General features: G+C 67.3%; 18 protein-coding genes and 2 pseudogenes. 7 read left to right on the top strand and 13 right to left on the bottom strand.

Annotated elements, in window-relative coordinates:
- The first annotated feature begins 151 nt into the window (after positions 1 to 151).
- Positions 152 to 343, top strand: coding sequence for a hypothetical protein (locus D7D52_RS38525; protein WP_120736864.1), 192 nt, complete (start codon positions 152 to 154; stop codon positions 341 to 343).
- 13 nt (positions 344 to 356) lie between these two features.
- On the opposite strand, the gene D7D52_RS14595 is transcribed toward D7D52_RS38525, so the two are convergent.
- Together D7D52_RS14595 and D7D52_RS14590 are read right to left on the bottom strand one after the other, a co-directional pair.
- Positions 357 to 1,118 carry a PAS and ANTAR domain-containing protein gene (locus tag D7D52_RS14595; protein ID WP_246023864.1) on the bottom strand — a complete coding sequence of 254 codons (762 nt, stop codon included), beginning with the start codon at positions 1,116 to 1,118 and terminating at the stop codon, positions 357 to 359.
- 155 nt (positions 1,119 to 1,273) lie between these two features.
- A complete protein-coding gene (locus D7D52_RS14590) occupies positions 1,274 to 2,434 on the bottom strand; it encodes an acyl-CoA dehydrogenase family protein (protein WP_120736863.1) in 1,161 nt (386 codons plus the stop codon).
- 218 nt (positions 2,435 to 2,652) lie between these two features.
- Here D7D52_RS14590 and D7D52_RS14585 point away from each other — a divergent pair, with 218 nt between their 5' ends.
- Both D7D52_RS14585 and D7D52_RS14580 read left to right on the top strand, forming a co-directional pair.
- Positions 2,653 to 3,237: a TetR/AcrR family transcriptional regulator gene (locus tag D7D52_RS14585; protein WP_120736860.1), complete on the top strand. Its 585-nt coding sequence runs from the start codon at positions 2,653 to 2,655 to the stop codon at positions 3,235 to 3,237.
- A gap of 242 nt (positions 3,238 to 3,479) precedes the next feature.
- Positions 3,480 to 4,133, top strand: a complete 654-nt coding sequence (locus tag D7D52_RS14580; RefSeq protein WP_120736859.1) for a TetR/AcrR family transcriptional regulator — start codon at positions 3,480 to 3,482, stop codon at positions 4,131 to 4,133.
- Between the two features lie 9 nt (positions 4,134 to 4,142).
- Here the strand turns inward: D7D52_RS14580 and D7D52_RS14575 are convergent.
- Positions 4,143 to 5,773: pseudogene (locus D7D52_RS14575) on the bottom strand (acyl-CoA synthetase).
- A 269-nt stretch (positions 5,774 to 6,042) separates the two neighbouring features.
- Between D7D52_RS14575 and D7D52_RS14570 the strand changes: the two are divergent.
- On the top strand, positions 6,043 to 6,918 hold the full coding sequence (locus D7D52_RS14570; RefSeq protein WP_162958319.1) for an alpha/beta fold hydrolase: 876 nt from the start codon (positions 6,043 to 6,045) through the stop codon (positions 6,916 to 6,918).
- A 62-nt stretch (positions 6,919 to 6,980) separates the two neighbouring features.
- Here D7D52_RS14570 and D7D52_RS14565 read toward each other — a convergent pair whose 3' ends face one another.
- From D7D52_RS14565 to D7D52_RS14550, 4 genes and pseudogenes are all read right to left on the bottom strand, one after another.
- Positions 6,981 to 7,595 (bottom strand): Uma2 family endonuclease, encoded by a 615-nt coding sequence (locus tag D7D52_RS14565; RefSeq protein ID WP_120736855.1) that lies wholly within the window; start codon positions 7,593 to 7,595, stop codon positions 6,981 to 6,983.
- A gap of 66 nt (positions 7,596 to 7,661) precedes the next feature.
- Positions 7,662 to 8,807, bottom strand: a complete 1,146-nt coding sequence (locus D7D52_RS14560) for an acyl-CoA dehydrogenase family protein (RefSeq protein ID WP_120736853.1) — start codon at positions 8,805 to 8,807, stop codon at positions 7,662 to 7,664.
- 167 nt (positions 8,808 to 8,974) lie between these two features.
- Positions 8,975 to 9,826: a lysophospholipid acyltransferase family protein gene (locus tag D7D52_RS14555; RefSeq protein ID WP_246023863.1), complete on the bottom strand. Its 852-nt coding sequence runs from the start codon at positions 9,824 to 9,826 to the stop codon at positions 8,975 to 8,977.
- Positions 9,827 to 9,897: 71 nt separating this feature from the next.
- A pseudogene (locus D7D52_RS14550) lies at positions 9,898 to 10,467 on the bottom strand (AMP-binding enzyme); the annotation flags it as partial.
- A 30-nt stretch (positions 10,468 to 10,497) separates the two neighbouring features.
- Here D7D52_RS14550 and D7D52_RS14545 point away from each other — a divergent pair.
- Positions 10,498 to 11,361, top strand: coding sequence for a hypothetical protein (locus tag D7D52_RS14545; RefSeq protein WP_162958318.1), 864 nt, complete (start codon positions 10,498 to 10,500; stop codon positions 11,359 to 11,361).
- Positions 11,362 to 11,364: 3 nt separating this feature from the next.
- Here D7D52_RS14545 and D7D52_RS14540 read toward each other — a convergent pair whose 3' ends face one another.
- The 3 genes from D7D52_RS14540 to D7D52_RS14530 all read right to left on the bottom strand — a co-directional run bounded on the left by D7D52_RS14540 (position 11,365) and on the right by D7D52_RS14530 (position 13,676).
- A complete protein-coding gene (locus D7D52_RS14540; RefSeq protein ID WP_120736847.1) occupies positions 11,365 to 12,546 on the bottom strand; it encodes an MFS transporter in 1,182 nt (393 codons plus the stop codon).
- 69 nt (positions 12,547 to 12,615) lie between these two features.
- Entirely contained in the window at positions 12,616 to 12,804 is a 189-nt protein-coding gene (locus tag D7D52_RS14535; RefSeq protein WP_120736845.1) for a DUF397 domain-containing protein, read from the bottom strand.
- Positions 12,801 to 13,676 (bottom strand): DUF5753 domain-containing protein, encoded by an 876-nt coding sequence (locus D7D52_RS14530; protein WP_120736843.1) that lies wholly within the window; start codon positions 13,674 to 13,676, stop codon positions 12,801 to 12,803. The genes D7D52_RS14535 and D7D52_RS14530 overlap by 4 nt, the downstream gene beginning before the upstream one ends.
- Before the next feature lie 349 nt (positions 13,677 to 14,025).
- Here D7D52_RS14530 and D7D52_RS37745 point away from each other — a divergent pair, with 349 nt between their 5' ends.
- Both D7D52_RS37745 and D7D52_RS14525 read left to right on the top strand, forming a co-directional pair.
- A complete protein-coding gene (locus D7D52_RS37745) occupies positions 14,026 to 14,286 on the top strand; it encodes a hypothetical protein (RefSeq protein ID WP_162958317.1) in 261 nt (86 codons plus the stop codon).
- 36 nt (positions 14,287 to 14,322) lie between these two features.
- Positions 14,323 to 14,667, top strand: coding sequence for a VOC family protein (locus D7D52_RS14525; protein WP_120736841.1), 345 nt, complete (start codon positions 14,323 to 14,325; stop codon positions 14,665 to 14,667).
- An 86-nt stretch (positions 14,668 to 14,753) separates the two neighbouring features.
- On the opposite strand, the gene hflX is transcribed toward D7D52_RS14525, so the two are convergent.
- From hflX to D7D52_RS14510, 3 genes are all read right to left on the bottom strand, one after another.
- Positions 14,754 to 16,241, bottom strand: coding sequence for a GTPase HflX (hflX, locus tag D7D52_RS14520; RefSeq protein WP_120736839.1), 1,488 nt, complete (start codon positions 16,239 to 16,241; stop codon positions 14,754 to 14,756).
- Between the two features lie 69 nt (positions 16,242 to 16,310).
- Positions 16,311 to 17,231: a diaminopimelate epimerase gene (dapF, locus tag D7D52_RS14515; RefSeq protein ID WP_187703153.1), complete on the bottom strand. Its 921-nt coding sequence runs from the start codon at positions 17,229 to 17,231 to the stop codon at positions 16,311 to 16,313.
- Positions 17,232 to 17,236: 5 nt separating this feature from the next.
- Positions 17,237 to 18,058 carry a TrmH family RNA methyltransferase gene (locus D7D52_RS14510; RefSeq protein WP_120736838.1) on the bottom strand — a complete coding sequence of 274 codons (822 nt, stop codon included), beginning with the start codon at positions 18,056 to 18,058 and terminating at the stop codon, positions 17,237 to 17,239.
- Positions 18,059 to 18,080 lie beyond the last annotated feature (22 nt).

The following is an 18,080-nucleotide window of genomic DNA, read 5'->3' as shown; positions in this document are numbered from 1 at the left end:
GCGAATGGGTTCGGTGACACCGAGATCTCGACCAGAGTCCTTGTCGAGAGCCTGGTTCGGGAAGACGCCACCATAGACGCCGCAGACGGTACTGGCACACCTGAATCCGGATGTCCCAGCCGATGATCCCCTGCACGGCCTGCTCGGCGACATGGCACGGGTGACCGGAATCCCGCTGGCGGTCGGCATGTCGCAAGTGATCGACGGGTCGGCGCGTGGGCCGGGCGTGCACCCGCCGGAAGCGGTCATCGACGCCGACCGGTTCTTCGAGAGTCTGGACATCGCGTTGGGACGCACCGGACAAGCCCCGCTCTACCTGCTCGAGCGGGAACCGATGGACTAGCCGAGACAGGCGATCATCGGGTGTCCGGGTCGGCGGGCGGTTCGGGCTCGTGCGGGCCGCGCTGGTGGACCGTGAGCAACAGGTGGTCGAACTCGCTGCGGGCGGCCGCGCCGATGGTGACGGTGTCGAAAGCGCTCGCCAGCTGGGCAGCGAGGTCGCGGACGCGGACATTGGTTTCCTGCGAGCGCCACACCAGCACCCGGAACGCCTGATCGGCGTTGAGGTGGTACATCAACATCAAAGCGCCCTTGGCCTGCTCGATCACCATGCGGTGCTCGATCAACTCGACGACCGCCTGATTGAACAGCCCATCGGCCGGCGGCGCGGCGCGATCGGTCAGATCCACGTAGTAGCCGTCGGTGCCGATCACGCGCCCAGCGTCATCGGTGACCGAATCCGACACCACCACGACGTGTCGCTCCTCGCCGGTGGCGTCGATGATGCGGTGCCGGCTGGAGAAGGGCGCGTGGTCGCGCACCGAGGTCACGAAGTCGGCCTCGACCCGGTCGCGATCGTCGGGATGTTTGTGCGAGAGCAACAGTGCGGTGGTGGGCTCGACCGCGCCCGGCTCGTACCCGTGCATGCGCGCCAACTCGTCCGACCATTCCCAGCGGTCGTCATCGAACCAGTACTGGAACTTCCCCACCTGTTCGGGATGCCCGGCCCCGACCACCTTCTCGATCTCGTCGAGCACCTCTTCCGGTGCATTGTCGTCCGCTGTCGCCACAGCGGTCAGTGTCGCACCCGCGAGCACCGGCTGGACGGTATTCGGCACCCGTTCTCAGCGCTGCCGCGGATGCGATGACGCCGCGCGGTCACCGCCTACGATGCGGAGGCGTCTGCGGCCTCGGCCTGACCGACGCTCTCGCCGAATCGCTTCCGCTGCAAGGGATCGACGCCGGAGGTTGGCCCCTCCGGCGTCCATGATCCCTACAGCGAACGGGAGATGATTTCCTTCATGATTTCGCTGGTGCCGCCGTAGATGCGGTTCACGCGAGAACCCGTGTACATGTTGGCGATCGGGTATTCCATCATGTAGCCGTAGCCGCCGAAGAGCTGCAGGCACTTGTCGACTACCTTGTCGGCGGTCTCGGCGGCGAAGAGCTTGGCCATCGACGCGGTGGCCGGGTCGTTCTTGCCGTCGATGTACTGCTGAATCGCGTAGTCGACGAGGGTTTTGATGGCCAGCGCCTCGGTCTTGACCTCGGCCAGGGTGAAGGCGTTGTGCTGGAACTTGCCGATCGGCCGGCCGAACGCCTCCCGCTCCTTCGAGTAGCGCAATGCCTCGAGTACCGCGGCCTCCGCCAGCGCCGAGCACAGGCTGGCGATGATCAGCCGTTCGCGGGCCAGCTGTTCCATGAGCTGATAGAAGCCCAGACCCTCTTGCGCGCCAAGCAGATTCGCGACGGGCACCCGCATGTCGGAGAAGAACAGCTCCCGGGTGTCCTGCGCGTGCTGGCCCATCTTCTCGAGCACCCGGCCGCGCTCGAAGCCCGGCAGGTCCTTGGTCTCGGCCACGATCAGCGAGACACCCGCCGCACCCTGGGACGGGTCGGTCTTGGCGACGATGACCAGCAGATCGCAGTGGGTGGCGTTGGAGATGAACGTCTTCGAGCCGTTGACGACGTAGTGGTCGCCCTCGCGAATCGCGGTGGTGCGCACCGCTTGCAGGTCCGATCCGGTGCCGGGTTCGGTCATGGCGATGGCCAGCACCAGCTCACCGCTGATGATGCCCGGCAGCCACTTCGCCCGCTGCTCGTCGTTGCCGTACTTGTAGATGTAGTGCGACACGATCGGCGAGTGCACCGAGAAGCCGAAGCCATTGTCGTGCGCGTAGACCAGCTCCTCCTGCACGACGGCCTGCATCCCGAAATCGCCTGCCGCGCCGCCGAATTCCTCAGGCAGGTCCAGACCCAGCAGGCCCGCGTCCCCGGCCTTGTTCCAGAACTCCCGATCGACGGCGTGCTGCTTGCTCCAGCGCTCGCGGTGGGGGCTGGACTCCTTGCGGAAGAACTCGGCCGCGTGCTTGCGCAGTTCGCGGTGCTCGTCGGTCTCCCAGCTGGGGCGGTAGTCGGGGAAGAGTACGGACATCGTTGTTCTCTCTCTAGTCTCCGGCGCCCACCTCGGTGCGCCATCCATTCGACTGTACGCACGTACCACATTCAGGTCGATAGTAAATCCGACGGCATCTACCGTGGTCGTCATGGTCGTTGTCGACCTGTTTCCGATACAGCCTCATAGGGGACAGCTGAAACGACCGGTTTACTGATGGCCGTAGAATCGGCGAACATCCGACGATCCGAGGGCAGATGCTGAATCCACGTGCCACCAACGACGACCTGACCGCCAAGGCGCGCATCCGCAACGCCGCCATGGATCTGTTCGCCCAATACGGCGAATCCCGGGTCTCGCTGCGCGCCGTCGCAGCCGAAGCCGGGGTCACCCTCGGGCTGGTCCAGCACCATTTCAAGACCAAAGCCGGCCTCATCGCCGCGGTGGACCAGCTCGTGGTCGACTACTTCGCCGCCGCGGTGTCGTCGGTCCCGCCCCACGGCAAACCCGGCGAAACCGCGGCCGGCCGCGACGCCGCCGTACGGCAGATGCTGCGGGACAACCCCGCCGTCGTGAACTACGTCCGGCGCGCCGTGCTGGAACCCGCCGAAACCCGGATGCGTCTGCTCGAATCCCTCGTGGAGCTGACTCGACGCGAAGTCGCCGGCTTGCGGGAGGCGGGCCTGGCCTCGACCTCACGCCGAGAGTCCACCCAGATCGTGGAAGTCCTGGTCCGCCAATTCGGCGAACTGCTCCTGTCCCCCATGATCGAGGCCATCTGGGAGCGCGTCGGCGACCAACAGTCCGAACGCCCCCGCCTGACGATCACCGTCGGAGATTGATTCCCGGGACCGGTGACGGTGTGGCGGCCGTGAGCTTGCTGTTCGGCAGGTAGCTGCGGTGGGCGGCGATCGGCGAGTGCGCGAGACCGTGTGATCCCACCACGCGGGACCCGCTTACCGTCGTCACGGATGCGAAGTAGTCAACGATCTTCGCACTTCAGGCGGAATTCTTGTGCTCGGCAAGCCGGAAACGGCGGTTGTTGGCGACATTCCGGTCGGTAGATTGCCACTACCATCGCTCTATGAGCAACACCGGTCAGACGATCGCCAAGCGCCGGCCCCGCCGCACGCAGGAGGAGCGCAGTGCGGAGACGCAGCAGCGGGTGCTGGCGGCGACAATCGAGTGCCTGCTCGAGTTCGGCTACGGGGGGACGACGACGCATCGCGTGGCGGCCCGGGCCGGGGTCACCAGAGGCGCACTGCTGCACCATTTTCCGTCGCGTACCGATCTGGTGGCGGCGGCGGTGCGATTTCTGGCCGTCCGGCGCGCCGAGGAGGCGCTGGCCGAGTTCGGTCGAATCGGCGAGGGGCAGCACGCGATCGAGCAGGCCATCGATCTGCTGTGGGCGGTGCATCAGGGGCCGCTGTTCACCGCGGCCATCGAGCTGCTGGTCGCGGCCCGCACCGATCCCGAGCTGGCCGCCGAGATGCGCAAGGTCGAACCGATCGTGCTCGGCACCATGACGACCACCGCGGCCACCCTCGCGCCCGAGGGCGTCGACCCGCAGATCGCGATCGAGCTCGCCCTGACGGCCAAGGACGCCATCCAGGGCATGCTCGTCAACTGCTACGCCGACGCCGATCGAGAACGCGCCCAGACCCGTTGGCCGCGGCTGCGCAGGCATTTGCTGAGCATGATGACCGCCGAGCTGGCGGTGCCGGCCGCGGCCGAATAGTCCGGCCCGTCAGGAGGATTCCGCCAGGCTGCGGCGCAGCAACTTGCCGGTGGGATTGCGCGGTAGTTCGTCGACGAACACCACGTCGCGGGGAACTTTGAAGCGCGCCAGGTTGTCTCGCACGAAACCGCGCAGTTCCTCGGCATCCAGCCGCGCGCCGGGAGCAGCTACCACGAAGGCGCGCAAGCGTTTTCCGAAGTCGGCGTCGTCGACGCCGACCACCCCGACATCGAGTACTCCCGGCCGCTCCAGCAGCAGGTTCTCCACTTCCTGCGGGTAGACGTTCTCCCCGCCGGACACGATCATGTCGTCGTCGCGGCCATCCACGAACAACCGGCCCGCGGTGTCGAAATGCCCGACATCCCCGCTCGAGAGCATCCCGTCGATGATCTCCTTCTGCCTGCCGTCGGTGTAGCCGCCGAAGCTGAGCCCGCTCGAGATGAAAATGGTTCCGGTCACGCCCGGTTCGGTCACCCGCCGCCGATTCTCATCGTAGAGCGCGACCCGGCAGCCGACCGGCGGCCGCCCGACCGTGCCCGGCGCCGCGCGCAGATCGGCAGGCGTCGCCACCGCGGCGACCGCGCATTCGGTGGACCCGTACAGGTTGTGGAGCACCTCGCCGAACGCCGCGGCGGTGCGCCGGCACAGCTCCGGCGACAGCGCCGAACCCGCGCAGAAGATGATGCGCAGCGCCGAGGTGTCGTAGCGGGTGAGCACCTCGGGGCCGAGATCGACGATGCGCGCCAGCATGGTCGGCACCACCACGAGGGTGTCGGCGCGGTGTTCGGCGACCGCAGCGAGAACGGCTTCGGGATCGAATTTGGCCTGCCGCAGCACTATTCGCTTGCCCAGCGCGATGCCGAGCGTGGCCTGCGATATGCCGGTGCCGTGAAACAGCGGCGCCGCGGTGACCATCGCGCCGCCGCGCGGATCGGGATGCGGTCCAGCAGCTGCGCTGTCTGCAACGGTGAAACCTTCGGTCGCGGAGCGCCTTTCGGGGTGCCCGTGGTGCCGCTGGTGAGCAGGACCAGACCTCCGGGCCGGGCCGGCAGCGCGGTTCGCGCGTCGGAGCGCCCGGCGGCGAGCGTCTCGAGGGTCGGCAGGTCCGGCGTCGCGCTCTCGGTCCAGCTCAGCACCCGTCGCACCGATTCGGGGACGACGGCGGTGAGGGCGAGGAACTCCTCGTCGTGGAACAGGGCCACGATCCGCTCCCGGCTCACCACGTCGCGCAGTTGCGGCGCAGCGAATCCGGTGTTCAGCAGCACCAACCGGATACCCGCCTTGCCCGCGGCCAGGGCGGTGAGCAGCAGTCCTCGATGGTCGCGGCACAGCACGCCGATGGTGTCGCCGGGCCCGATTCCGTTGTCGGCCAACCCGCGCGCGAGGGCGTTGGATCGGCGTTCGAGCTGGTCATAGGTGAGCGTGCCGCGCGCATCGGACACCGCGGGCGCGTGCGGGTCGCGCCGGCCGCCATTGTGCAGTGCGGCGGCGAACGGTCCGGCCTTGTCGGCGATGCGCAGTGCGCGCGGGATGTCGTCGGGCCTGCGCGGGTCGATCAGGCCGCGCCGGAGTATGACCTCGGCACAGCGGATCAGGTCGACGGTGCCGCGTAGTGCGGTCGGCGTGCCGAAGTTCAGCATGATCCTCATTCGCTCCTCGTAGTCGGCGGAGGCCGATGCAACCGACGGCGAAGATACATTCCACCGTGATTGTATATGCAGGAGAGTAGCCCGTGTGGGCCTCCGATAGGAACCCGCGAGCACACACCTCAACTGACGAGTTGACCTCTCAGGACAGCTAACGAGCAGTCCGAACGACAGCCCAACCTTGTTTCACAAACAGTCCACTGTGTATGTTAGTGGCGGCTGGTGTCGAACCGACGCTTGCCCAGCACAATTGGAGACAGGCAATGGCGCCTCAATCTTTCGCCCCGGTAACCGAGTCGACTCGCGACTACGGCGGTGTTCCCACCCGACAGCTGTCGGTCGACGGCGCGGGACCGACGATCGTGCTGCTGCACGGCGTGTACGACCGCGCCGAAACGTGGCTGGAGGTTCTCACTCTGCTCGCGGCGGCCGGTCACCGCGCGGTCGCCGTCGACCTGCCGCCGCTACCGGGCCTGCCGACGGGGCAGCCCTTTCTGCCGGTACTGGACGCCTTCGTCGCCGAGGTGGTCCGCGCACACACCGGCACGGAAGGCGTTGTGCTCGCGGGCAATTCGATGGGCGCGGGCCTCACTCTGCGCGCCGCCCTGAATCCTGCTCTGAACATCCGCGCCGCGATCACCTACAACCTCCCGGGCTTCGGCTACACCCCACTGATCGCCGTCAGCCTCGGCCCCTTCGGCCCGCGCGAACAGTTCTTGTCCCGAATCCGATTGCCAGGCTGGGCTTTCCGCAATCGAGGCGTCGATCTCGGATTCCAATACCTGGTGAACGCCCGCGGTGGCGCGCCGGTCCCCCACCATGTCGACCATTTCCGGCAAGTCTTCCTCGCCACCCGCCCGATCGGCCTGCTGCTCGCCGCCGGCCGCGCGCTACTGCGCGAGTTCGACGCCGGCTACCCGCAAGGCACACCGCCACCCACCCTGATCGTCCACGGCTCCGGAGACCGGCTCATCCCATACCGAGCCGCATTCCAGGCACGCCGCGCATTTCCATCCGCCACCGTACGGATCCTCCCGAACTCGGCACATTGCCCCCAGATCGACGACCCCGCCGCCGCCACGGCACTACTGCTGGATCACCTGATCCGAGCGGGCATTTCAAGCGAGCGGGCGGGATGACCGAGGCTCCCGAACCCGCCGGCGCCGCCGCAGCCAGGATTGCCGGGTGAGCGCAGCAGGAGTTACCGGGCGCGTGGCAGGCGGCTCTGGAGATCGGCGAAGGTTATCGCCAGGGTGACCGGGTCGGTCAGAACCAGAGCGTCCTCGTGTGTGTGGCGCGTGACGTAGCGGCGGCCTGACCAATCGAGTCGGCATTCTTCGATTTCAGTGATCTGGTGCCAGTTCTTGTCGAAATGGACGATCAGATACACCGGAATTCCGGCACGGGCGTAGAGCTCACGCTTGATCCCGATGTCTGCGTCGACCGTCCCATCCGATGTCACCTCGGCCACCAGCAGGATCTGTGTGGCCACGGTTTGGAGGTCGTACGCCCCCTCCGAACAGTCACGAAGCATGACGTCGGGGTATCGCGCCCGCAACCGTCGCGACGGATCGTCCCCGTCGCCATCGGCCAACCGGACCGGCGTGTCGCTGTGCACTTCTCGACACGGGCCGGACGGGTCGATGGCGTACTCCACCGCCGCCGCCAGTCGCCGCACCACCAGATCGTGCCGCGGCGACTGAGCCTGGCGCTCGATCAGGACGCCGTCGTGGATCTCACCGAGGGTCTCGGGCGGATCAGCGAGGAACTCCTCCACAGTGACGAGCCGCTCTGGCTCGTTGTGCGGTTCGGACACGCTCCGAGCCTAGCCCCTCGGGACCGGAAGAGCCGGTCGGTCGAGGCCGACCGGCGCGGGCCATGGTCAGGCGAGTTTGAGGCTGCGGCCGATGATTTCCTTCATGATTTCCGTGGTGCCGCCGTAGATGGTCTGGACGCGAGCGTCCATGTACGCCTTGGCAATCGGGTATTCGCGCATGTAGCCGTAGCCGCCGTGCAACTGCAGGCACTTGGTGATGAGGTCGAGCTGTTCCTCGGTGGACCACCATTTCGCCATGGCGGCCTCTTCGACGGTCAGCTTCTCCTGGTTGAGCAGTTCGATGCAGCGGTCGGTGAACACGCGCACGGCGGTGGTCTTGGTGGCCAGTTCGGCCAGCACGAAGCGCGTGTTCTGCTGCGCGCCAATGGGTTTGCCGAACGCCTTGCGGTCGCGGACGTACTGGCAGGTGAGTTCCAGGCAGCCTTCCATGGCGGCGGCGGCCATGACGGCGATGGACAGGCGCTCCTGCGGCAGGTTCTGCATCAGGTGGATGAAGCCCTGACCTTCGGTGCCGAGCAGGTTCTTGCCGGGGACGCGGACGTCGGTGAACGACAGCTCCGCGGTGTCCTGCGCCTTGAGGCCGATCTTGTCGAGGTTGCGGCCGCGCTCGAAACCGGGCATGCCGCGCTCGACCACGAGCAGCGAGAAGCCCATCGCCCCCTGCGACGGATCGGTCTGCGCCACCACGATCACGATGTCGGCATTGATGCCGTTGGTGATGAAAGTCTTGCTGCCGTTGAGGATCCAGTCGTCGCCGTCCTTGACCGCCCGGGTCTTGATGCCCTGCAGATCCGAGCCGGTGCCGGGCTCGGTCATGGCGATGGCGGTGATGATCTCACCCGAACAGAAGCCCGGCAGCCAGCGCCGCTTCTGCTCGTCGTTGGCCAGATCCAGCAGGTACGGCGCGATCACATCGTTGTGCAGACCGAAACCCAGACCCGAGTACATCCCCTTGGTGACCTCCTCGGTCACGATGGCGTTGTACCGGAAGTCCTTGACGCCCCCGCCGCCGAACTCCTCCGGCACGGCCATGCCCAGGAATCCCTGCTTGCCGGCCTCGAGCCACACCGCGCGATCGACGATGCCGTCGTGCTCCCACTGCTCGTGGTGGGCAGCCACATGCTGATCGAGAAACTTACGGAACGACTCCCGGAACAACTCGTGTTCGGGTTCGAAAAGGGTGCGTTCCACGCCAACCTCCTACGGTGACCACATCGGCATCGTCGCCTGTGCCCACAACCGTACTCGAAAGTCGAACGGAGGTTAACTTCACGGGGATGAAAAGTGGTCCGAACTGCGACGGTCGCCATTGACGTCGCGGAACGGAGGGGCTGAACCTCGGTAAACCTACCGGGAAGTCAGAGACCGAAGCGCCCGAGCGTGCGGCCCAGCATGCTGCGGCCGCGATCGCGGTCGCGCTCGGAGAGCAGGAACGCGAGTTCCTCTTCCAGGGCCTTCTTCACCACGACCTGCAGATCGTTCGCGGCGGCGTCGAGATCCTCGGCGTCACGCCACGGGCTGGTGTCGATCGGCGTACCCAGCGCGTAGTAGAAGCGTTCCGGCTTGGGCACGAGGGTGGGCCCGAGACCGCGGATCAGCGGCGGGGTCAGGTTCGAGCGCAGGCCCAGACCCTCGACGGCCTTGCGCAGCGGCAGCATGACCGGGTGGTCGCCGTCGAAGACGATGTCGTAGATGTCGTCGCCGCCGACCATCGCCATGGGCACGATGGGCGCGCCGGTGCGGATGGCCATCTTGGCGAAGCCGGTGCGCCCCTCCCACAGCAGCGTGTACTTCTGCCCCTTGCCGCGCATGGCCTCGCGGCCGCCGCCGGGGAACACCGCGACCGCTTCGCCGTTCTCCAGCAGCGTGGTGCAGTTGCGCCGATTGCCGCGCACGATCCCCCAGCGCTGCAACACATCTCGCAGACCCGGCACATCGATGAGCACGTTCTCGGCCAGCCCCCGCACCAGCCGATCGTGCCGCAGCAGCAACTCGTGCGCGAGCAGCGGCGCATCGGTGCCGCCGGCCAGCGAGTGATTGCCGACCATCAGCACCGGTCCCTCGAGCGGGAAATTCTGCATGCCGTAGAAGCGCGGACTGAACCAGGCCCGCGACGGGGCCATGAGCAGATCGATGATGCGGCGATCGGTATCGGTGAGATGGACGTGCAATGGCGCGCCGTCGGACAAATGAGCATCATTACGAGACACAACAAACCCTCCCTGCAGAGCCTTCGATAACGCCAGCCTAACGAAAGCTTCCGCAGGTCACAGACCGAGGGTTAGAACAGGTTCGAGCGACCGAAAGTGCTGAACTCCGCCCTCAGTTGCGTTTTGCCGGATTCGGTGAACGGTTCGTACGCCGGTTTCCCGCGGCCGGCCCAGCGGTAGAGGGGTTCGACGGTGTGCCAACGCTGCTGTTGCAGTTCGCGTTTGAGCACCTTGTTGGAGCCGGTGACGGGCAGATCGGACGAGACCCGCAGCAGCCGGGGCGCGCCTTTGCTACCGAGATCATCTTGGGCGGTGAGGAATTCGGCGAATTCGGCGACGTCGAAGGCGGCCGGATCGGCCACTTCGATCGCCGCCATCACCTGATCACCCGAGCGGGGATCGGGGACGCCGTAGACGGCCGCGGCGATGACGGCGGGGTGGCGGCGAATCACCTGCTCGATCGACAGGGTCGAGGTGTTCTCGCCGTCGACGCGCAGCCAGTCGCCTTTTCGGCCCGCGAAATAAAGAAATCCGGCTTCGTCGATATATCCGAGGTCGCCCGTCCAATACCAGCCGTTGCGCAACCGCTCGGCATCCGCGATGTCGTTCTTGTAATAGCCCTCGAACACGAGCGCGCCCGAGGATCACCCGTCCGATCTCGGCGGATGCCTATGATCGGAGTGGTGAATTCCCTTGCACCGGCTCGCGTGACGGTCCTGGGTCGTTGCCTGCCGGCGGCGCTGGCCGCGCTCGCGGTGGTGCTGGCGGGTGGATTCGTGCTCGCGCCGCGCCTGCTGGCCGGACCGGTGCCTCGAGGCGCGACCGCTGACGAGAAGGGCATCGGGGAGGCGTTCCGAGCGGCGTTCGTGACGTACTGGCATACCGAAAGTCGGCAATTCCCGGCGGAATTGCAGTCGGTCGTCGATTACTGGTGTGGTTACCACGTCGCCAAGGCGGTGTTCGCGGGGCTGCTGCTCCTCGTGCTCGCGGCACTCGCCGTGCTGGTGTGGAAGTCGTTCCTGCGCACCGAGCGCGCCGGCATCGGCCTGCTCGCCCGCGGTGTCGCGGGAACGCTCGTCACGCTCGGCGCGCTGGGCTCATTGCTGTTGGTAATGGCCAATATTCAGGGGATGATCACGCCGTTCGGCTCGCTGTTTCCCTTGCTGACCGACGGCTTTGGCGACCCCGACCTGGGGCAAGCGGTCGAGCAGGTCCGCGCGCAAGCGGCGGCGTACCCCCACGGCGCACCCCAGCCCGCCACCCAGGCGATGATCGACGAGTTCGCCCTGTACCACCTGGTCATGGCCGTCCTCGCCGGACTCGTCGCCACCGCTTGCATCGTCGCGTCAGCGGTGCTGTGGAAGCGATCCACGAAAACCCCTCCAGCGCAACGCAGAACGCGGCGACTCCTGCTGTCGTTCGGAGTCGCCGCGATGCTCCTGTCGGCGGCCATGATCGCGGTCACGGTCGCCAACATCGCCACCACCGCCGACCCCGCCCCGGCCCTGGCGGCCCTGTTCGCCGGCAGCTGGTGACCCTTACGGGGTACGCAGGCTGAGGGCGGCGGCGAGCAGGATCGCGACGGCGGCCAGCACGGCCGCGACCGCCCAGCCGAACCAGCCGACGGCGGCCGCCCCGAACGCGGTGCCGAGGCTGCCGCCGAGAAAATAGACGACCATGTAGGCGCTGTTGAAGCGGGCGGGAGCAGCGGGGTCGATGGCCAGCACCGTGCTCTGGTTGGCCACCTGGGCGGCGAACAGGCCCGCGTCGAATAGCCCCAGGCACAGCAGGGTGAGCGCCGTATTCGGCAGGCACAGCGCCAATGTCGCGGCGCTCGCGGCCGCCAGCACCAAGCCGGCCAGGATGACACGGCGGGCTCCCACCCGGCCGGTCCACGTCCCCGAGACGCGGGTGGCGAGGATGCCCAGCAGTCCCGCGCAGGCGTACAGGCCGATGCGCTCGGCGGAATACGAGAACGGCGGCTGCGACAGCGCCACCGCGATGCCCGCCCAGATCGCGCAGAAAGCGAAGAACCACAGCGAACCTCGGCCGGCCGCCGACCGCAGCACCGGGTAGCGGCGGAACAAGACCGGCATGCCGCGCAGCGACGCGAGGTAGCCGGTGGCGACGGTCGGCTGCGCGACGGGCAGCACGACCCGGGCCGCACCGGCGATCACGAGACACGCCGCCGCGAACACCAGCAGCATGCCCCGCCACCCCAGCGCGTCGGCCAGCCAGCCACCGACGATGCGCCCCGCCAGAATCCCGGCCGAGATCCCCGCGGTCACGATCCCCAGCACGGTGGCCCGCCGCCCCGGCGGCGCGAAACGCCCCGCCAGCGAACTCAATTGCGCCCCCACCGAGGACGCCGCCCCGATCACCCCGACCACCACCCCGAGCGACCACACCGACCCCAGCAGCGCGGTGCAGGCCAAAGCCCCTGCCAGCACCCCGAATTGGGCCGACACCACCGCCCGGGGCGCGACCCGATCCACCAGCGGCACCAATAACGCCAGCCCCACCAGATATCCGATCGGCCCGCACGCCAACGCCACCCCGACCGCCGCCACCGACACCCGCAGCGCCCCCGCCACCCCCGCCACAGCGGGCTGCAACGGATACATGCTCGCGGTGCCCACCCCCGCCGCCACCGCCATGAACCACACCACCGGCGTCCGCAACACCGTGCCCCGCGTCGGGGAAACGAGATCAAGTTCCATACCTCGACGGTAGGAACCCCCCACCCCGACTACCGGCGGAAATCAGCCCCCATAGTCACCACCCCACCCTCACCGCTCCCACACCCGACTGTCGATGAACGACCGCCACGCCGCATCCGAGAACCACAACTCCGCCCCCCGATTCTTCGAATCCCGAACGCCCACAGCACCATCGCCGAGAAAGACCTCCACGCACTGCTTCGCGGCGTCCGATCTGCTCGACTTGTACCACGCACCGACCCGAGGGGGCTTCTTCATGCCGCGTACTCCTTCGCGAGAGCGAGCACCATGTCTCTTGTGTCCGTTTCCGTCAACGCTACCGCTTGCATGGCCGCGATCGCCTGCCGATATTGGTCGATCTCCTCGGCTCGTTCGTGGTACAGGCTGCCGAGCGCGCCCTCGACGTAAACGACTGTCGGCAAAGAGATTCCGCTCGAACCCTTGGGGAAATCGAGCAAGGTGAAAGGCTGGATGGTGAGGCCCCGGTGCGGGCCGATGGCGAAGGGCAGAACGCGGATGCTGAGATTTTCTCGTTGCCCGGCTTCGGCTATCCACCGCAACTGGTCCGCCATGACCTTCGGACTCCCGGGCCGGTTGCGAAGTACCGCCTCGGACACCAGCACTTCCAGCCGAAAGGCCTTCTCGCTCAAGCGTGTTTGCCGCCGGGCGACGAGTTCCAGCAAGCGTTCGACATTCACCGCGGAAAGATCCGGTTCGTCGATCCGGATGATCGCGCGGCGATATTCGGGAGTTTGCAGTAGACCCGGCACGATCGTCGGCTGATGCAGGATGATCCTGTTGGCCGCGCCTTCCAGCCGTAGAAAGCGCGGGAAGCTCGGTGCGACCTGATCGGTATAAGCCTTCCAGAAGCCCTTCGAGTTCCCCTGTGCCTTGGCCACTTTGTCCTGATCCGCGATCTCCGACCACAGCCGTAGGGCCTCCTCGCAAACCTCCGGTGCGGCCCCGTAGTGGTCCAGCAACAGTCCGATCAGCGGTTTGGTGAGCTTGGTGGGGCTGCCTTCCTCCATCCGCATGATGACCTGACGAGACACCTCCAGCCCCGCCGCCGCGGCGAGCAATGTCTGATGTGCGTTTTCGCGCACTTCACGCATGAAGTTCCCGAAATCCATGCGAGAGACCGTGGATCCAGTCATTTCTTAGCCTCGCTATTTGGGGGATATCCGCCACGGACATGACCACCGCGGACTTTCATCGTATTTCACTGAATGTCTCCAATGTTCCCACTCCGCAGCTTCTTTGCGGTGTGTACTTGAGGCAAGCAGCTGCTATTCGGAAAAGTCGGACATTCGGTTGGGAGGCGTAATGACCTGGGATGCTTGGGTTTTGTCCATGATGACCGCTTTGAGCGGATTGGCAGTGTTCGGTTGCCTGGTGGAAGACATTCGGAATTCGGGGAATTCCGCTCGCGGGCAGCGCGGCCGGCACCGCGCCGCCCGGCGTCAGGCGAGGAGCTGAGCCGTGACGCATCCGATCGGTCATGACGTACCGGACTATCCGGTCCAGAACCTCGAGGTGGCGCGGCGGGGCCTGGCCGCGCACCAGAACTGCGACCGCGCGTGCGAAGCGAAGCGCTACTTCGTCGCCCTCGTCCCCCATCTGGAGATGATCACGCGACGCCGGGCCGCCTCCGCGAGCTGGAACCTGTGGTCCTCGGCGAACCCGTCGCAAGGCGATCAGGAATCAAGAAGCGACCCGCCGCTCCCCGGCCCTAGCGTGTGAGTCGAGGAGTTCGAGAACAAGACAAGGAGCACTCCGATGACGAAGAAGATCGACGCGATCCTCTACCCGGTGACCGATATCGACGCCGCGAAAGCACAGTTCACCACCCTGCTCGGCGTAGACCCGGCCATCGACCAGCCCTACTACGTGCACTTCGAAACCCCCGACGGCATCCCCGTCGGCCTCGTCCCCAACGGCCAGGACCGCGGCATGACCGGCGCCACCCCCTTCTGGACCGTCGACGATATCGACACCCACGTCAAAACCCTCGTCGAGGCAGGCGCCACCATCACCGAAAACCCCCACGACGTAGGCGGCGGCAAACAGGTCGCAATCCTCAAAGACCCCCAGGGCAACATCATCGGCCTCGCCCAGTCCTGACCCCCTGCGGCACAACAAGATCAGGGAGCTCTCAGCGCGGAATTTTGTCTGAATTACCGCGGTGAGAGCTCCCTGATCTTGGTTGGTTACTCGGTTCCGGCGTGGGCGAATTCGGCTAGTTGGCCGGCCAGGGCGTTGGGGACGCGGGCTCGGACTCGGGTGCCGGATTCCTCATGGTCGGAGGTGAGGATTTTGCCGTCGGCGTGGATTCGGGCCAGCAGGTCGCCGCGGGTGTAGGGGAGCAGGACGCTGACTTCCACATCCAGGCCGCCGAGGATTTGGGCCAGGCGGTCGCGGAGTTGGTCCAGACCCTGGCCGGTGCGGGCCGAGACGAAGGCGGCGTCGGGCAGCCAGCCGCGCAGCTGGGTCAGCTCCAGCGGATCGAGGGCGTCGATCTTGTTGACCACCAGGAACTCCGGCGGAGCGGGGCTGTTGGTCTCCTTGAGGACATCGGTGATGACCTCGCGGACCGCCTTGATCTGCTGATCCGGCAAGGGATCCGAACCGTCGACCACGTGCAGCAGCAGATCGGCTCCGGTCACCTCTTCCAGCGTCGAGCGGAATGCCTCGACCAGCTGGGTCGGCAAATGCCGGACGAAACCGACGGTGTCGGTGAACACGACCTCGCGGCCGTCCTCGAGCGCGGCGCGCCGCGTCGTCGGATCCAAGGTGGCGAACAGGGCGTCCTGCACCAGGATTCCAGCGTCGGTCAGCGCGTTCATCAGCGAGGACTTGCCCGCGTTCGTGTAGCCGACGATCGCGACCTGCGGGATGCCGCTGGCCGAACGCTTGGCGCGCTTGGTGTCGCGCGCGGTCTTCATCTCGCGAATCTCGCGGCGCAGCTTGGCCATTCGCTCACGAATGCGCCGACGATCGGTCTCGATCTTGGTCTCACCGGGACCACGCAGACCCACACCGCCATTGCTGCCGGCACGACCGCCGGCCTGCCGGGACATGGACTCACCCCAGCCACGCAGCCGCGGCAGCATGTACTCCATCTGCGCCAGCGACACCTGCGCCTTACCCTCACGCGAGGTGGCGTGCTGGGCGAAGATGTCGAGGATCAGCGCGGTGCGGTCGATGACCTTCACCTTCACGACCTTCTCCAACGCGGTCAACTGCGCGGGAGTCAGCTCACCGTCGCAGATCACGGTGTCGGCGCCGGTCTCGAGGACGATGGCACGCAGCTCCTCGGCCTTACCGGAACCGAGATAGGTGGACTTGTCGGGCTTGTCCCGCCGCTGAATCAGCGCGTCGAGCACCTCGGAGCCGGCGGTCTCGGCGAGCGCGGCCAATTCGGCCATGCTGGCATCGGATTGCGCGGCCGTGCCCTCGGTCCACACACCGACCAGGACCACGCGCTCGAGGCGCAGCTGCCGGTACTCGACCTCGGTGACGTCCTCGAGCTCGGTCGACAGACCGGCCACTCGGCGGAGTGCGGCACGCTCCTCGAGCTGCTGCTCACCGACGGTCGGCGCGGCCGACCAGCCGTTGCGATCGGTGTCGGGGGCAGCGTCGAACTCCTCGTCGAGGTCCTCGGCGGGAGTGAACTCATACGTTTCTGGCTTACTCATACACCTCCATAGTCCCACGTCCCAACGAGAAGGCGCATTCGGTTATTTCACGGCGACGTGTTCGCGGCGTCACGCGTCCTGCCACCACTTGGCCGCGAGGCGACCGGTGGCGACCAGCTCGGAGGGACCGCGCAGCCACGCGGCCCCGTTCTCGATGCCGACGGTGACCACGCCGCCGGGAATGCGGACCTGGATGTGGCCGGCATCGGAGGCGAGGTCGAAGCCGTCGGCGGAGAGCGCGGCCGCGGCGGCGGCCACGGTTCCCGTTCCGCAGGAACGGGTTTCGCCGACGCCGCGCTCGTAGACGCGCATGTCGACACCCCGCTCGCCGTCGGAGCCGACACCGAGCGCGGTCAGGATCTCCACGTTCACGCCGTGCGGGAACAGGGTGTGATCGAAGGCGGGCGCGTGCTCCAGGTTCAGACCGGCCAGCAGACCCGGGGTCAGGGCCGGGTCCACGCAGGCCAGATGCGGATTGCCGACATCGATGCCGAGACCGGTGAACTCACGGCCGTCGAGGGTGGCGGTGGAACGGCCCAGGGTTTTGACCTTGCCCATGGCGACGGTCACTTCGCCGTGCACCGGATCGGCGTGATGCACGACCACCGGCCGGGCGCCCGCGCGCGAGCCGACCACGAATTCCTCGCGCCGCTCCAACCCGGTCGCGACCAGATAGTGCGCGAACACCCGCACCCCGTTGCCGCACATCTCCGCGATCGAACCATCCGCGTTGCGGTAGTCCATGAACCAGTCCGTCGCCGAGACCGCCTCCGGCAGCGCGGCCAGCACCCCGTTCTCGAGCAACGCCCCCGCGCGCGCGACCCGCAGCACCCCGTCCGCGCCCAGCCCGCGCTGCCGATCGCACAGCGCCGCCACCCGGGACTCGGTGAGCTCCAGCCACGCGTCCGGATCGGGCAGCACCACGAAATCGTTCTGGGTGCCGTGGCCCTTGCTGAACTCGATGTCAGCGGCGCTGTTCTCGCTCGTCATAGTCCTCACCGTAGTGCCCGGCGCTGCCGGGAGATTTCGTAGAGGGCCACCGCGGCCGCGGAGGGCGAGCCGAGGGTGCCGTCGGTCGGAACGCAGACCAGTTCGTCGCACACCTGCCGCCAGGCGGGGGTGAGCGAGTCGCTGTCGTCCCCGAGGACCAGGACGGTGCCGCCGCCGAAGCGCGCGTCGTCGAGGGCGAGGCCGCCGTGATCGTCACTGCCGACGATACGGGTGTCGACGCCGCGCGCCCGCTGCCGGTCCCGGAAGGCCGCCACCTGCGCGGCGCCCGAGGCCCGCAGCACGGGGACCGCGAACAGCGCCCCGTCGGAGGCGCGCACGCTCTGCGGGTCGTAATGGTCTGCGCCGGAACCGGTCACGATGACCCCACCCGCCCCGAACGCCGCGGCGGACCGGATCAACGCTCCCAGCCGGATCGCCGAGGCGGGGCGGTCGATCACCACGACCGGCACCGGCTCCGCGGGCGTGCCCGGCGCGAAATCCTCCAGCTCGGGCCGCTGCGTCATCGCCACCGCGACCAGTTCGGGCACCGGTTCGGAGGGCTCCGCCAGCTCGGCCATCACCTCCGGCACCAGCCCCACGCCGGGCACCCCGCTCGTCTCGAGCAGCTGCCGCGCCCAATCCGGCGGCTCCGGCGCGCCCAGCCGGTACACGAGTGTCTCCAGCGGCCAACCACATTCGAGCGCCCGGGTGATGGCGCGTCGGCCGGGCACCAGGAATCGGCCGTCCCGTACCCGTTTGGCCCTGTTGCTCAGGTATTCACGCCATAACTCGACCGATGCATTCCGCGTACTCCCACGGCCCGTCACTACAGCAACGTAGCGCGGCGTC

It is taken from the genome of Nocardia yunnanensis (assembly GCF_003626895.1).
GTDB classification, from domain to species: domain Bacteria; phylum Actinomycetota; class Actinomycetes; order Mycobacteriales; family Mycobacteriaceae; genus Nocardia; species Nocardia yunnanensis.
The sequence above is the reverse complement of the archived record's forward strand: the minus strand, read 5'-3'. Positions and strand labels throughout refer to the sequence as shown.